The organism is Pseudomonas sp. S60, assembly GCF_016647865.1.
Lineage (GTDB): Bacteria > Pseudomonadota > Gammaproteobacteria > Pseudomonadales > Pseudomonadaceae > Aquipseudomonas > Aquipseudomonas parafulva.
On record NZ_JACVVH010000079.1, the window covers coordinates 1 to 14,191 of the forward strand.

13 protein-coding genes are annotated in these 14,191 nt (G+C 64.4%); 4 read left to right on the forward strand and 9 right to left on the reverse strand.

Translation table 11 applies throughout. The annotated features are described in order from the left end of the window. Positions 1–60 precede the first annotated feature (60 nt). Positions 61–1,137 carry an S-methyl-5-thioribose-1-phosphate isomerase gene (mtnA, locus tag IAE33_RS23645; RefSeq protein WP_201165598.1) on the reverse strand — a complete coding sequence of 359 codons (1,077 nt, stop codon included), beginning with the start codon at positions 1,135–1,137 and terminating at the stop codon, positions 61–63. A 202-nt stretch (positions 1,138–1,339) separates the two neighbouring features. Between mtnA and ubiG the strand changes: the two genes are divergently transcribed. The 3 genes from ubiG to IAE33_RS23660 all read left to right on the forward strand — a co-directional run bounded on the left by ubiG (position 1,340) and on the right by IAE33_RS23660 (position 3,627). Further along, positions 1,340–2,038 carry a bifunctional 2-polyprenyl-6-hydroxyphenol methylase/3-demethylubiquinol 3-O-methyltransferase UbiG gene (gene ubiG / locus IAE33_RS23650; protein WP_028634696.1) on the forward strand — a complete coding sequence of 233 codons (699 nt, stop codon included), beginning with the start codon at positions 1,340–1,342 and terminating at the stop codon, positions 2,036–2,038. 2 nt (positions 2,039–2,040) lie between these two features. After that, positions 2,041–2,712 carry an N-acetylmuramic acid 6-phosphate phosphatase MupP gene (mupP, locus tag IAE33_RS23655; RefSeq protein ID WP_201165605.1) on the forward strand — a complete coding sequence of 224 codons (672 nt, stop codon included), beginning with the start codon at positions 2,041–2,043 and terminating at the stop codon, positions 2,710–2,712. A 174-nt stretch (positions 2,713–2,886) separates the two neighbouring features. Beyond that, entirely contained in the window at positions 2,887–3,627 is a 741-nt protein-coding gene (locus tag IAE33_RS23660; RefSeq protein ID WP_201165606.1) for a YciK family oxidoreductase, read from the forward strand. 44 nt (positions 3,628–3,671) lie between these two features. Here the strand turns inward: IAE33_RS23660 and IAE33_RS23665 are convergent, their stop codons facing one another. The 7 genes from IAE33_RS23665 to IAE33_RS23695 all read right to left on the reverse strand — a co-directional run bounded on the left by IAE33_RS23665 (position 3,672) and on the right by IAE33_RS23695 (position 11,400). Then, positions 3,672–4,457, reverse strand: a complete 786-nt coding sequence (locus IAE33_RS23665; protein WP_028634693.1) for a TenA family transcriptional regulator — start codon at positions 4,455–4,457, stop codon at positions 3,672–3,674. Between the two features lie 30 nt (positions 4,458–4,487). Beyond that, on the reverse strand, positions 4,488–6,944 hold the full coding sequence (locus tag IAE33_RS23670; RefSeq protein WP_060482528.1) for an EAL domain-containing protein: 2,457 nt from the start codon (positions 6,942–6,944) through the stop codon (positions 4,488–4,490). A gap of 110 nt (positions 6,945–7,054) precedes the next feature. Continuing rightward, the gene (locus tag IAE33_RS23675) at positions 7,055–8,878 is read right to left on the reverse strand and encodes an ABC transporter ATP-binding protein (RefSeq protein WP_201165619.1); all 1,824 of its coding nucleotides are present in this window, start codon (positions 8,876–8,878) and stop codon (positions 7,055–7,057) included. Position 8,879: 1 nt separating this feature from the next. Continuing rightward, on the reverse strand, positions 8,880–9,512 hold the full coding sequence (locus IAE33_RS23680; protein ID WP_201165611.1) for a DsbA family protein: 633 nt from the start codon (positions 9,510–9,512) through the stop codon (positions 8,880–8,882). A gap of 3 nt (positions 9,513–9,515) precedes the next feature. After that, complete coding sequence (gene trhO, locus IAE33_RS23685) at positions 9,516–10,448, reverse strand: oxygen-dependent tRNA uridine(34) hydroxylase TrhO (protein ID WP_028634690.1); 933 nt, start codon at positions 10,446–10,448, stop codon at positions 9,516–9,518. A gap of 120 nt (positions 10,449–10,568) precedes the next feature. Next, on the reverse strand, positions 10,569–10,865 hold the full coding sequence (locus IAE33_RS23690) for a BolA family protein (protein ID WP_028634689.1): 297 nt from the start codon (positions 10,863–10,865) through the stop codon (positions 10,569–10,571). Between the two features lie 10 nt (positions 10,866–10,875). Further along, positions 10,876–11,400 carry a DUF2059 domain-containing protein gene (locus IAE33_RS23695; protein ID WP_201165613.1) on the reverse strand — a complete coding sequence of 175 codons (525 nt, stop codon included), beginning with the start codon at positions 11,398–11,400 and terminating at the stop codon, positions 10,876–10,878. Between the two features lie 154 nt (positions 11,401–11,554). Between IAE33_RS23695 and IAE33_RS23700 the strand changes: the two genes are divergently transcribed. Next, positions 11,555–12,949: a class II fumarate hydratase gene (locus IAE33_RS23700; RefSeq protein WP_201165615.1), complete on the forward strand. Its 1,395-nt coding sequence runs from the start codon at positions 11,555–11,557 to the stop codon at positions 12,947–12,949. Between the two features lie 5 nt (positions 12,950–12,954). On the opposite strand, the gene IAE33_RS23705 is transcribed toward IAE33_RS23700, so the two are convergent. Then, complete coding sequence (locus IAE33_RS23705) at positions 12,955–13,917, reverse strand: DMT family transporter (protein WP_201165617.1); 963 nt, start codon at positions 13,915–13,917, stop codon at positions 12,955–12,957. Between the last annotated feature and the right edge of the window lie 274 nt (positions 13,918–14,191).

Consider the following 14,191-nt stretch of genomic DNA (forward strand, 5'->3'; position numbering starts at 1 on the left):
GGCGCCGCTGGAGCGGCGCATCGCGAGCTACGCTCGCGCCTACAAGTGTTTCGGGCCGAATCAGTGCAACCGCTTGCGACACATCAGCTGCGCCAGCTTGGCGGTGTCCGGGCGCTCGATGATGCCCCGCTCGGTCACGATCACGTCGATCAGGTCTGCCGGGGTCACGTCGAACACCGGGTTGAACACCTCGACATCCGGCGCAACCCGGGTACCGGCGTAGTCCAGCAGCTCGCCGGCCTCGCGCTCTTCCAGCGGAATGTCTTCGCCGGTGGCGAGGTTGAGGTCGATGCTGGTGCTCGGCGCCACCACCATGAAGCGCACGCCGTGGTGCATGGCATTGACGGCCAGTTGATAGGTGCCGATCTTGCTGGCCACATCGCCGTTGGCCGCGATGCAGTCTGCGCCCACCACCACCCAGGTGATGCCCTTGGTCTTCATCAGGTGGGCCAGGGCGGAATCGGCACACAGCGTCACCGGCAGGCCTTCGTTGGCCAGCTCCCACGCCGTCAGCCGCGAGCCCTGCAGCCACGGCCGGGTTTCACCGGCGTACACCCGCTCCACCATGCCCTCCAGGTAACCGGCGCGGATCACCCCCAGGGCGGTGCCGAAGCCACCGCTGGCGAGGGCGCCGGCATTGCCGTAGGTGAGCAGGGTCTGGGCATTGCCCTGGTGGCGGCGGATCAGCTCGGTGCCGTACTGGGCCATGGTCAGGTTGGCCTCGCGGTCACTCTCGTGAATCAGGCGCGCTTCAGCTTCCAGGGCGGCCAGCACGTCTTCGGCAGGGCGCAGACGCTGCAGGCGCTCGCGCATGCGGTTCAGTGCCCAGAACAGGTTGGCCGCCGTGGGGCGCGCCTCGGCCAGCACCAGGAAGTCTTCTTCCAGGTCCATTTCCCAGTCGCCGCCCTCGGCCAGCCGCTCTTCCACGGCCAACACCAGCCCGTAGGCGGCAACGATGCCGATCGCCGATGCACCGCGCACCGCCATGTCACGGATGGCCGCTGCCACCTGCGCAACATTGTCGCAGGCCAGCCATTGTTCTTTCGAGGGCAGCAGGCGCTGGTCGAGCAGGTGCAGGACGCCGCCCTGCCAGCGGATCCCGGTCACCTTCTCCGCCGCCAAAAGTCGCTCGCGCATCACCTCTCCCCGTGGTTCGCCCATCAAAAGCCGGCGATTATAGCGAGCCTGGTGGCCAAGCGCTCGGGTATACTTCGGCCTTTTCGAGCGCAAGCTCCAGGCCATGCGCTGCAACCACTGCCCGCCACACCCAGGCTGGCCCTGGCCCGCAGTTGCCGGCTTGCCGCTTGAAGCTGACACCCAAGTTCCAGAGGACTGTTCAATGAGCAACGTCGACCGCGCCGAAATTGCCAAGTTCGAAGCGCTGGCCCACCGCTGGTGGGACCGTGAGAGCGAGTTCAAGCCGCTGCACGAAATCAACCCGCTGCGGGTCAACTGGATCGACGAACGCGCCAGCCTGGCCGGCAAGAAGGTGCTGGACGTGGGCTGCGGCGGCGGCATCCTCAGCGAAGCCATGGCCCAGCGCGGCGCCACGGTCACCGGCATCGACATGGGCGAAGCGCCCCTGGCCGTCGCCCGGCTGCACCAGCTGGAGTCTGGCGTGCAGGTGGAATACCGGCAGATCACCGCCGAAGCCCTGGCCGAAGAAATGCCCGGCGCATTCGATGTGGTCACCTGCCTGGAGATGCTTGAGCACGTGCCCGACCCGTCCTCGGTCATCCGCGCCTGCTACCGCATGGTCAAGCCTGGCGGCCAAGTGTTCTTCTCCACCATCAACCGCAACCCCAAGGCGTACCTGCTGGCCATTGTCGGCGCCGAGTACATCCTCAAGATGCTGCCGCGCGGCACCCACGACTTCAAGAAATTCATCCGCCCTTCGGAGCTTGGCGCCTGGAGCCGCGTTGCCGGCCTTGAAGTGAAGGACATCATCGGCCTCACCTACAACCCGCTGACCAAGCACTACAAGCTCAGCAGCGACGTTGACGTCAACTACATGATCCAGACCCTGCGCGAGGAATGAGCATGCGCCTGCGAGCTGTACTGTTCGACATGGACGGCACCTTGCTGGACACGGCGCCGGACTTCATCGCCATCTGCCAGGCCATGCTCGCCGACCGCGGCCTGCCGCCGGTGGACGACACCCTGATCCGCGGGGTGATCTCTGGCGGCGCCCGGGCCATGGTCGCCGCCACCTTTGCCATGGACCCGGAGGCCGAGGGCTTCGAGGCCCTGCGCCTGGAGTTTCTGGAGCGTTACCAGCGCGACTGCGCCGTGCACACCCGGTTGTTCGATGGCATGGCCGAGCTGCTGGCGGACATTGAGAAAGGCAAGCTGCTGTGGGGGGTGGTCACCAACAAGCCGGTGCGTTTCGCCGAGCCCATCATGCAGCGCCTGGGCCTGGCCGAACGCTCGGCACTGCTGATCTGCCCAGACCACGTGACGCGCAGCAAACCAGACCCAGAGCCGCTGATACTGGCCTGCAAGACGCTGAACCTGGACCCGGCCAGCGTGCTGTTCGTGGGGGACGACTTGCGTGACATCGAGTCGGGCCGCGACGCCGGTACCCGCACCGCAGCGGTACGCTTTGGCTACATTCACCCGGATGACAACCCGAACCACTGGGGCGCCGACGTGGTGGTCGACCACCCGCTGGACCTGCGCAAGGTCATCGACAGCGCGCTGTGTGGCTGCTGAACAGTGCGGCTCTGCGCATAACCTGTCGAGCAGGGCCCTGTGGCAGCGGCTTCAGCCGCGAACACCGGCGCAGCCGGTGCCCTGCACCGCGCCGCCTGCTTCGCGGGTAAACCCGCTCCCACAGGTTCAGCTGCCCGCTTACAGGGTGTGTTCAAGCATTTAAAGGACTCAAACATGTTCGACTACGCCGCTCGTGCGGATCTGCTCAAAGGCCGGGTCATCCTGGTAACCGGCGCCGGCCGTGGTATCGGCGCTGCCGCTGCCAAGGCTTATGCCGCGCTGGGTGCCACGGTGCTGCTGCTGGGCAAGACCGAAGCCAACCTGAACGCCCTGTACGACGAAATCGAAGCGGCTGGCCACCCGCAGCCGGTGGTTATCCCGTTCAACCTGGAAACCGCCCTGCCCCACCAGTACGACGAACTGGCGGTGATGATTGAAGAACAGTTCGGGCGCCTGGACGGGCTGCTCAACAACGCCTCGATCATCGGCCCACGCACCCCCATGGAGCAGTTGTCGGGTGACAACTTCATGCGCGTGATGCATGTGAACGTGGATGCCACCTTCATGCTCACCAGCACCCTGCTGCCATTGCTGAAGCTGTCCGAGGACGCTTCGGTGGTGTTCACCAGCAGCAGCGTGGGGCGCAAGGGCCGCGCCTACTGGGGCGCCTACGGGATCTCCAAGTTCGCCACCGAAGGCATGATGCAGACCCTGGCCGACGAACTGGAAGGCGTGGCACCGGTACGCGCCAACAGCATCAACCCGGGCGCCACACGCACCGCCATGCGTGCCCAGGCCTACCCAAGCGAGAACCCGCAGAACAACCCCCTGCCCGAAGAAATCATGCCGGTGTACCTGTACCTGATGGGGCCAGACAGCAAAGGCGTGAATGGGCAGGCGTTCAACGCCCAGTAAGCCCAGGAGGCCGGGCGGCCTCCTGATTCACACCGCAACCGGGGTCAGCCAGCGGCCAGCGCCGGGCTTACCCGGCCTTGCTGGCGCCCTTCGAGCTGCATGCAACGCTCCAGGAACAGGAACATGCAATCGTAGCTCTTGCAGATCGCCCGGCGCAGCTCGGTACGCAGGCTCATGCTCGGGTTCTCGCCCGCCAGGGTGCAGATGATCTCCAGCGCCTCCCACGGGTGGGTGTCGTCATACTGGGCATGCATCTTCAGCCACTTCATGGCGCGCTTGCGCTGGTCTTCCGGGAAGCCCATGGCGTAGGTATCGGTGGAGCACACCACTGCCGACCACTCCCCGGTCGCCCCTTCAATGGCATAGTTGGTGGCCGCCATCGACACCGCCAGGTTCTCGGTAGCGCACACTCGCCAGCACCAGTCATTCAGGCCGTTGAGTTCGGGCGGTACATCCTGGGCCTGCAGGTCATGCAGGTTCACGCCATGGGCCTGGGCCCAATTCACCCAATAATCGGCGTGGTTCAGTTCCACGCGAATGTTGCGCATCAGCCAGCGCCGCGCCATGTCCTCGCCCTGATGGCGGCCGTAGCGGGTCTTGGTGAGGTTATGCGCCATGTACAGCGAGAACTGCTCCACCACCGGCCAGCCGCCAATCAGGTACTGGCGAATGGTGGACTGCTTGAGGGTGCCGTCGCGCAGGCGCGCATACAGCTCGTGCTCCACCACACGGCGCTTGCTCTCACTGCAATCCTCGATCAGTTGCTGGGCCCACGTGGGGTAGCTGGCCGGGTCCATCAATGGCCCGATACGGACGAATGCATCAATCACTTTCTGCTCCTTGATCCTTGTGATTTCTAGCTAGCGAAACGTGCCAGGCGCCCGCTGCAACAGGGGCCGGTCGGCCACCCGCTGGCGGTGCAAACTGTCACAGGTGAACACCTGCGGGCGTTCTATCAGGTAGCCCTGGGCATAATCCACACCAATTTCCTGCAGGGCCTGCTCGATCAACGGGGTCTCGACAAATTCGGCGATGGTGCGTTTACCCATCACGTGGCCGATGTGGTTGATGACCTCGACCATGGCCCGGTTGACCGGGTCATCGAGCATGTCCTTGACGAAACTGCCGTCGATCTTGAGGAAATCTACGGGCAAATGCTTGAGGTAGGCAAACGATGACATGCCGGCGCAGAAATCATCGAGGGAAAACCGGCAACCCAGGCCCTTGAGTTCATTGATGAAGCGGATCGCGCTGCCCAGGTTGGCGATGGCGCTGGTCTCGGTGATCTCGAAGCAGATCATGCGCGGCGGAATGGCGTAATCCACGAACAGGCGTTGCAGGTACTCCAGGAACTTGTCATCACCGATGCTCGAGCCCGACAGGTTGATGGCACAGGTGGCCAGTGGCCCTTTGTGGCCGGCGTCCAGGCACTGGCGGATGATCATGAACACGTTGCGCACCACCCAGCGGTCCAGTGCGGTGATCAGCCCGTAGCGTTCGGCGGCCGGGATAAAGCTGTTGGGCAGGATGGTGCGCCCGCTTTCGTCGTGCAGGCGCAACAGAATCTCGATATGGCCAGGGCCGTCGAAGGCTTTGAGCGGCGCGATTTCCTGGGCGTACAGGCAAAAGCGGTTTTCTTCCAGGGCCACGTGCAAGCGCTGGATCCAGGCCATTTCGCCGAAACGGATAGACAACTCGCTGTCGTCGGCATGGTACACCTGCACACGGTTACGGCCCTTTTCCTTGGCCATGTAGCAGGCCATGTCGGCCGCACGCAGCGACGTTTCCAGGGTGCCGGGCGCCTGGGCGATGTGCACCAGCCCTACGCTCACCGTGGTCACGAATGGCCTGCCTTTCCATACGAAGTGCAGGCTCTGCACCATCTGGCGCAGTTGCTCGGCAATGCGCTCGGCCTGCTCGGGCGGGCAGTTTTCCAGCAGCACGCCAAACTCGTCGCCCCCCAGCCGCGCCAGGGTGTCGCCTTCGCGCAGGCCCGATTGCAGCACCGCGCAGATGTGCCGCAGCAATTCGTCGCCCGCCGCATGCCCGCAGGTATCGTTCACCAGCTTGAACTGGTCCAGGTCCAGGAACATCAGCGAATGCCGGCCCGGCTGGCGCGCCAGGGCATTGAGCGCCTGCTCCAGGCGGTATTCGAATTCACGCCGGTTGGCCAGGCCCGTGAGGGCATCGTGGGTGGCCTGCCAGGACAGGTTGGCGATGTACTGGCGCTCCTGGGTCATGTCGTGCAGCACCAGCACGATACCGCTGACCTGCCCTTCGTTGACGATGGACGAGCCCACCAGGTTGATCGACACGGTGCTGCCGTCCAGCCGCTGAATCAGCCGCGCATGTTCGGCCCCGCCCTTGAGGCTGCCGCTGAGCACCTGGTCCACCAAGCTGCGGCCTTCGTCCATGTCGTGCTCGTCCACCAGGGTGAACAGCGCCGACAGCGGCAAGCCCAGGGCCTGGGCAGCTTGCCAGTGGGTGAGCTGCTCGGCCGCAGGGTTCATGTAGCCGATACAGCCCTCCACATCGGTGGTGATCACCGCGTCGCCAATGGCTTGCAGGGTGATTTGCGCGCGCTCTTTTTCTTCCTGCAAGGCGCTGGCGAACGCCTGGCGCTGGGCCAGCAGCTTGCTTGAGCGGCGCCAGGCGATGGTAATGAGGATGAGCGCGGTCACCAGGTTGGTAATCAGCAGCACCCTCAGCAGTACCCGCGAGCCCTCGCCCAAGGCATCGCTGAACGCCTTGGCAGCGGGGGTGACACCCTCGTTGATGATGGCGATACGCGCCTTCCAGGCCTCTACCGTGGCCTCAGCTACCGGCCCATTGGCGAAGCGCTGGTGCATCTCGCCCGCCAGCACGTCCAGCTTGGCCAGGTAGTCGTCACCCATGTCCCAGTAGTTCACCGCCGTCTGCATGTAGCTGATGCCGCGGAAATGGCGGTAGAACCAGATGATGCGCTCAACGTCGTCCAGGTGGTTGCCGCCCTGCAGCACGGCCTCGCGGGCGGCCTGCAGGTCAGGGTCCGGTTTGTCCAGCACCTTGCGCACGCGGTGGTCGCCCTGGGGCACGATGATGGCCTGGCGGTAGCGCTGGTAGGTGTCCTCGTCGCGCGTATCTGCGTACAGGTTGAGGTAGTAGATGGCGTCTTTCTGAGCCTTGGACCATAGGCTCTCCCCCGCGACGTAGGCACGCACGGCTGAAAGCGTATACAGGCTGAGGCTGCCCAAGGCGACCTGAAACACCACCACGGCGATGAAGGGCCAGGTGATGCCGAGCAGCTTGGGCGCCTCTTGAGTGCGATGTCCCTTCATGGATTCCCTGTCACCGAGCTGATAAGGCGAGAATCGACCCAGACAAAGCACAGCGTAGGCCATTTGCCAGTAACGCGATGGAAATTTCAGCAGTGACCGGCGTGCTGCACCTAGCGCTGCTGCAAGTGCCCATACAGCTTGGCGTACAAGCCGCCCTCGGCGATCAGTTGCTGGTGGTCGCCGTCCTCTGCCACACGCCCGCCATCGAACACCAGCACACGGTCAGCCTGCTTAACAGCCGACAGGCGGTGGGCGATGATCAGGGTGGTGCGGCCGGTTAAAAACCGTGCCAGTGCCTGGTGCAAGTTGTACTCGGTGGCGGCGTCCAGCGCCGAGGTAGCCTCGTCGAGGATCACCACCTTGGGCTCGGCCAGTACCATGCGGGCGATGGCCAGCCGCTGGCGCTGCCCACCGGACAGCCGCACCCCGGACCGCCCCACCACGCTGTCCAGGCCCTGAGGCAAGGCGGCGATGGTGCTGTCGAGCTGGGCAATGGCCAGGGCCTGCCAGCAGGCGTCATCGGTGCAGTCGCGCCCCATGGTCAGGTTGGCGCGCACGGTGTCGTTGAACAGCGACGGGTGCTGCAGCACCACTGCCACATGCTCGCGCAGGGTGTCCAGGCCGATCTCCTGCAAGGTGGCACCGCCAAAACGAATGCTGCCGGCCTGGGCGCTGTACAGCCCCAGCAGCAGCTGCACCAGGGTGCTCTTGCCGCCGCCACTGGCGCCGACGATCGCCACTTTTTCACCGGGGGCAATGGCCAGGTCGAGGTGCTCCAGTACCGGTTCATCACCGTAGGCGAAGCTCAGGTCGCGCACCTCGATGCCGACCGTGGCGTGGCCGGCGAAGGGGTTGCTGGCGCCGGGGTACTGGGGCTCGTCGGCGCGCGCCAGCAGCTCGTTGAGGCGGTTCAGGGCGCCACCTGCGGCGTAGTAGGCGTATTGCAGGTTGAGCAGCTGCTCCACGGGGCCAATCATGAACCACAGGTAGCTGAACACCGCCAGCATCTGGCCAATGGACAGGTCCGAAAACAGCACGGTGAGCATGGCGGCCGCACGGAAGATGTCGATGCCGAACTGGAACAACAACCCACTGGCGCGGCCACTGGCATCACTTTTCCACTGGGATTCCACCGCGTAATCACGCACTTCGCGGGCGCGCACGCCCAGGCGCCCAAGGAAGTAACCCTGGCGGTTGCCGGCACGGATTTCCTGGATGGCGTCGAGGGTTTCGGTGAGGGCTTGGGTAAAACGGGCCGTGCTGTCGTTTTCCAGCTTCTTGAGGTGCTTCACGCGCTTGCCCAACTGCACGGTGAAGTAGATGACCAGCGGGTTGAACAGCAGGATCAGCAACGCCAGCTGCCAGTGCATCCAGATAAGAATGGCCGCTGTGCCGGTGAGGGTGAGCATGGCGACCAGGAAGCGGCTGAGGGTTTCGCCCACGAACTTGTCGAGGGTGTCCAGGTCGGTGACCAGGTGGGTGGTGACCGTGCCACTGCCCAGGCTTTCGTACTCCTTCAGCGAAATACGCTTCAGGCGCTCGATGAGCCGAATGCGCAACCGGTAGACGATGTCCTTGGCAAGGCCGGCGAACAGCTTGGCCTGAACCACGTTGAATGCCAGCGCACACAGGCGCAGGCACAGGGTAAGCACCAGCATCAGGCCGATATAGCCCGCGGCCACCTGCCAGCCCTGGGGCAGCAGCTGGTTCATCCACTTCAGCGCGGCATCGCCATGGCCCAGCAGCACTTCATCCACCAGCAGCGGCAGCAGCAACGGGATGGGTACGCTGCAGCAAGCCGCCAGCACCGCGATCAGGTTGGCAGACCAGAGCTGCTTTTTGTGGTGCAGGGCCAGGCGGCGAATCTCTGCCCAGCTCAACCGGTCAGCCACGGCCTGGGGTTTACCCGGCACCGGGTCGGGCGACCCGGGCATATCAAGCACTGGCGGCCTGCTGCAGCCAGCGGCTGAGCAGAGGCTGCAGGCGCTCCAGGGGCTGGTAGCCGTTGGTCAGCAAGGCCAGCTGGCCATTGCGCTCGGCAAGCAAGGTGGGAAAGCCCGCAATGCCCAGGTCCTGCGCCCAGGTGAAATCGGCGGCGGTGGCGCTGCGGGTATCGGCACGGGCGAAGGCCTCGGCGAACACCGCACGGTCAAAGCCGGCCTGCTCGGCCAGCTCTACCAGTTGTGGGGCAGTGGTCACGTCTACACCCTGCTGGTAGAACGCCTGCTGGATGGACGCCAGCAGTGGCCACACACGCTCGGCCTCCAGTTCGCGGGCGGTGACCAGGGCGCGGCAGGCAGGTTCTGTGTCGTAGACGAAGCCATCTGGCATGGCGCCTTCGAAAAGGAACGGCTGCCCGGTGGCGTCGGCCACGGCCTGCCAGTGCTCCAGGATGTACTTGCGCGTTGAGGTGTCCAGCGCGCTGCCACCGGTACGCAACCCCCCAGGCACCAGGTGGGTGGGCACGCCGGCCTGCTGCGCCTGGGTGATCAGCGCCGCGGCAACGGGTGCGAAGCCCCAGCACCAGGAGCACATCGGGTCCATCACGTAGATCAGGCGTGCAGACATGCCTCAGGCCTCGGCTTTGTAGTTGTAACCAATCGGGTGCGGCAGGTTGCGGGCCTTGGCCAGTTCGATCTGCTTCTGCCGGTCGATGGCGCTGCGCCGGGTCTTCTCGCTCAGGGTGTCCCAGCAGTGTGGGCAGCTGATACCTGGCGAATAATGCTCGGACTCGCGCTCCTGGGCGTTGATCGGGTGGCGGCAGGCGTGGCACTGGTCGTAGTCGCCTTCGCTCAGGTCGTGGCGCACCGTGACCCGGTTGTCGAACACGAAGCAGTCGCCGTCCCACAGGCTCTGTTCCTGGGGCACTTCCTCGAAGTACTTCAGGATGCCGCCTTTCAGATGATAGACCGCCTCGAAGCCTTCACCGAGCATGTAGCTGGAGGCTTTTTCGCAACGGATGCCACCGGTGCAGAACATGGCCACCTTCTTGTGCCTGGCGGGGTCGAAGTTGGCCTTGATGTACTCGGGGAACTCGCGGAAGGTTTCGGTCTTGGGGTCGACGGCGCCCTTGAAGGTGCCAATGGCCACTTCATAGTCGTTGCGGGTGTCGATCAGCAGCACTTCCGGGTCGCTGATCAGGGCGTTCCAGTCCTTGGGCTCCACATAGGTGCCCACCGCCTGGTTGGGGTCTACGCCCGGCACGCCGAGGGTGACGATCTCTTTCTTGAGCTTGACCTTGGTGCGGTAGAACGGCTGTTCGTCGCAGTACGACTCTTTATGGTCGACATCCACCAGCCGCGGGTCGTTGCGCAGCCAGGCCAGCAGGCCGTCGATGCCTTGGCGGGTGCCGGACACAGTGCCATTGATGCCTTCGTTGGCCAGCAGCAAGGTGCCTTTGACGTCGTTGTCGAGCATGGTCTTGAGCAGCGGTTCGCGCAGTTCGACGTAGTCCTGCAGGGTGACGAACTTGTACAGCGCCGCGACGACGATCGGTTGTGACATGAAGCAGGTTCTCCAGGTGGTTGCCCTCGTAAGGGGCGGACCGGGTTACACAATGTAAAAGGGGCCGCTGAGCGGCCCCTGTGGGGATGAAGCGGATTCTACCAGAACCCCTTCAGGGTTTCAGTGCCCGCCGCCGGCGCACACGGGCGAAGCCGGGGCAGCACCGACCTTGGCCCACTCCTCGCCGGTGTAGGTATGAATGGCCAGGGCATGAATCTGGCCCATCAGCTCACCCATGGTGGCGTACACCTTCTGGTGGCGCTTGACGCTGTTCAGGCCAGCGAACTGCTCGCTGACGATCACGGCCTTGTAGTGCGTCTGCTGGCCACGGCTGTGCATGTGGCTTTCATCCAGCACCTGCAGGTGCTGCGGCGCCAGGGCGGCCAACTGCTGTTCGATACGCTGTTGCATGCTCATCGCGTACGGCTCACTTCTTGGCTGGGGCGGCTGCCTTGCCGAAGTTCGGGTCCAGCTCCTTGGTCATGTCTTCAAGCAGCTTGTTCACCACCGGCACCGCAGGCTCCAGGCTCTGCTGGGTCAGCTGGGCCGACTCCTGGGTGACCTTGGGCATTTCACGCAGCACTTTCTTGCCCAGTGGCGATTCGTAGAACTTGACCAGGTCTTTCAGCTCTTGCTCGGTGAAGGTCCTGGTGTACAGGTCAACCATTTTAGGCTTGAGCTTGTTCCAGCCGATGGCGCTGTTGAGCGCGGCGTTGGCCTTGGCCTGGTAGCTTTCCAGTACCGGTTGCTTGGCAGCCGGTGCCTTGGTCTGGGCGAAGCGCTGGGCGAACATCTGCTGTACCTGCATGTACACCGGGGTACCGAGCTTGTCGGCATTGGCCAGGGTCAGGAACTTCTCGGCAGCCGCGTTGTGGCTGGCAGTGGCGGCAAGTACCTGGCCGCTGGCACAGGCCAGGGCAACGGCAGCACAGAGGACACGAAGACGGGTCATTGCATTTCCTTCAGGAGGGGGAGGCGGTACCTCAGAGTAGAGCATTCTGCGCCCGTGACGGCACGCTGCTCAAGGGGCACGACAGACGATTGAACCGCCCGGTCGCATGAGGGCCTAAACTGCTGATTCTGACTGACAAGGGAGTGAATGCAGCATGAGCCGTATCGAGACAGACAGCCTGGGCCCGGTCGAAGTTCCTGAGGACGCCTACTGGGGCGCCCAGACCCAACGCTCGCTGATCAACTTCGCCATTGGCCAGGAGCGCATGCCGCTGGCAGTGCTGCACGCCCTGGCACTGGTCAAGAAAGCGGCCGCGCGGGTGAATGATCGCAATGGCGACCTGCCCGGTGATATCGCGCGCCTGATCGAGCAGGCCGCCGACGAAGTGCTGGACGGCGAACACGATGACCAGTTCCCGCTGGTGGTGTGGCAGACCGGCAGCGGCACCCAGAGCAACATGAACGTGAACGAGGTGATTGCCGGGCGTGCCAACGAGCTGGCGGGCCAGGGCCGCGGCGGCAAGGCGCCGGTGCACCCCAACGACCACGTCAACCGCTCGCAAAGCTCCAACGACTGCTTCCCGACGGCCATGCACATTGCGGCGGCCCAGGCGGTGCACGACAAGCTGCTGCCGGCTGTAGCCGAGCTGTCTTCGGGGCTGGCGGAGCTTTCAGCGCGCCACCACCAGCTGGTGAAGACCGGCCGCACGCACATGATGGACGCCACCCCCATTACCTTTGGCCAGGAAGTGTCGGCGTTCGTTGCCCAACTCGATTACGCCCAACGCGCCATTCGTGCCACCCTGCCAGCGGTTTATGAACTGGCCCAGGGCGGCACGGCGGTGGGCACCGGGTTGAATGCGCCGCACGGGTTCGCCGAAGCCATTGCCGCCGAACTGGCTGCGCTGTCCGGGTTGCCGTTCGTGACCGCGCCGAACAAGTTCGCCGCCCTGGCCGGGCACGAGCCGCTGACCAGCCTGGCCGGTAGCCTGAAAACCCTGGCAGTGGCACTGATGAAAATCGCCAACGACCTGCGCCTGCTGGGTTCTGGCCCACGGGCGGGGCTGGCAGAAGTGCGCCTGCCGGCCAACGAGCCGGGCAGTTCGATCATGCCCGGCAAGGTCAACCCGACCCAGTGCGAGGCGCTGTCAATGCTGGCCTGCCAGGTGCTGGGCAACGACGCCACCATCGGGTTTGCCGCCAGCCAGGGCCACCTGCAGTTGAATGTGTTCAAGCCGGTGATCATCCACAACCTGCTGCAGTCGATCGAGTTGCTGGCCGATGGCTGTCGCAACTTCCAGCAGCATTGTGTGGCCGGTATCGAGCCAGATGCCGAGCAGATGGCTGCGCACCTGGAGCGGGGCTTGATGCTGGTCACGGCGCTCAACCCGCACATTGGCTACGACAAGGCTGCAGAAATCGCCAAGAAGGCCTACAACGAGGGCAAGACGCTGCGCGAAGCGGCGCTGGAGCTGAAGTACCTGACCAACGAGCAGTTCGACCAGTGGGTAAGGCCAGAAAACATGCTGGCCCCGGGCGGCCGGGGCTGACGCGCCTACCGGGGGTGGTGGGGGGCCAGCCTGCGGGCTCGCCAGCCCGCTACCAGCGAAGGGCCCAGCGCGACCAGGGCCGAGCCCAGCACCACCACCACTGCGCCTATGTAACCGAGGGCGTTGATGTCTTCGGCCTGCACGTACGCAGGCCATAACAACGCCGCAACCGCTACGGCAACGAAGGTGACCAGCGGGGTGAGGGCCAGGGTGGCACTCACCCGCGATGCCTCCCAATGGGCCAGTGCTTCGGCAAATGCGCCGTAGGCCACCAGCGTGTTAAGGCAACAGGCCAGCAGCAACCAGCCCTGCACCGGGCTCAACTGCAGGGCCTCCAGCGGGTGTACCCAGGGCGTGAGCAATGCAGCGCAACTGAGGTAGATCACCATCATCACCTGCTGTGAGTTCCAGGTTGTAAGCAGCTGCTTCTGGCTCAACGCATAGAACACCCAGATGCTGGTAGCCAGCACGATGGTAAGGACACCGGTGGTGTAGGTGCCCAGCGACGTCAGCAGTTCATCGAGCCGCTGGTTGAAGAACAACCCGAAACCCGCCAGCAGAATCAGCAGCCCCATGCCCTGCCCCAGGCTGAAACGCTCGCGGAACACAAACACGCTGGCCACCAGCAGCAGCACCGGCCCAAGCTGCACCACCAGCTGCGCAGTACCTGGGCTCAGCAGTTTCAGCCCGATGAGGTACAGCACGTAGTTACCCATCAACCCGAATACTGCCACCACCACCAGCCCCCGGCCTTTGCGGCTGAGCTTGCCGAGCGATGGCAGGCGGCGGCGCGCCGACAGCCACGCGCACAGCAGGCCACCGGAGACCAGCAGGCGGTACCAGGTCACGGTCAGCGGGTCCATCACTTGCAGCACCTGCTTGAGCTTGATGGGCAAGATGCCCCACAGCAACGCGGTCAGCAGCGCCAGGAACAGGCCATAGCCCCAGCGGCCGGAAGTGATATGCATGGTGTCCTCGATGATGTCCGTGGTGCGGGTAGGGGGATTCTAAGGGCTTGGCGGGCCACTACGGTGGCGTGCGTCGAGAAAAGAATTCATCTGGTCATTCTGTAGCGGCATGATGTGCGGTGCCCGCCAGGCAGACAGCGCACTGTAGGTATGGCACCGGCTGCGCCGGTGTTCGCGGCTGAAGCCGCTCCTACGTTTGTTTCGGGCCAATTAGGCCTGCGCGATTGGCGCGCGTACGCCTTGGCGCATGTCGCGGTACCGTGTCGTACAAACC

Excerpts from the sequence above, each read along its gene's own strand:
- mtnA (WP_201165598.1), bottom strand. The coding sequence starts at position 1,137 with ATGCGCGAGCGACTTTTGGCGGCGGAGAAGGTGACCGGGATCCGCTGG.
- ubiG (WP_028634696.1), top strand. The coding sequence starts at position 1,340 with ATGAGCAACGTCGACCGCGCCGAAATTGCCAAGTTCGAAGCGCTGGCC.
- mupP (WP_201165605.1), top strand. The coding sequence starts at position 2,041 with ATGCGCCTGCGAGCTGTACTGTTCGACATGGACGGCACCTTGCTGGAC.
- IAE33_RS23660 (WP_201165606.1), top strand. The coding sequence starts at position 2,887 with ATGTTCGACTACGCCGCTCGTGCGGATCTGCTCAAAGGCCGGGTCATC.
- IAE33_RS23670 (WP_060482528.1), bottom strand. The coding sequence starts at position 6,944 with ATGAAGGGACATCGCACTCAAGAGGCGCCCAAGCTGCTCGGCATCACC.
- IAE33_RS23675 (WP_201165619.1), bottom strand. The coding sequence starts at position 8,878 with ATGCCCGGGTCGCCCGACCCGGTGCCGGGTAAACCCCAGGCCGTGGCT.
- IAE33_RS23680 (WP_201165611.1), bottom strand. The coding sequence starts at position 9,512 with ATGTCTGCACGCCTGATCTACGTGATGGACCCGATGTGCTCCTGGTGC.
- trhO (WP_028634690.1), bottom strand. The coding sequence starts at position 10,448 with ATGTCACAACCGATCGTCGTCGCGGCGCTGTACAAGTTCGTCACCCTG.
- IAE33_RS23690 (WP_028634689.1), bottom strand. The coding sequence starts at position 10,865 with ATGAGCATGCAACAGCGTATCGAACAGCAGTTGGCCGCCCTGGCGCCG.
- IAE33_RS23695 (WP_201165613.1), bottom strand. The coding sequence starts at position 11,400 with ATGACCCGTCTTCGTGTCCTCTGTGCTGCCGTTGCCCTGGCCTGTGCC.
- IAE33_RS23700 (WP_201165615.1), top strand. The coding sequence starts at position 11,555 with ATGAGCCGTATCGAGACAGACAGCCTGGGCCCGGTCGAAGTTCCTGAG.
- IAE33_RS23705 (WP_201165617.1), bottom strand. The coding sequence starts at position 13,917 with ATGCATATCACTTCCGGCCGCTGGGGCTATGGCCTGTTCCTGGCGCTG.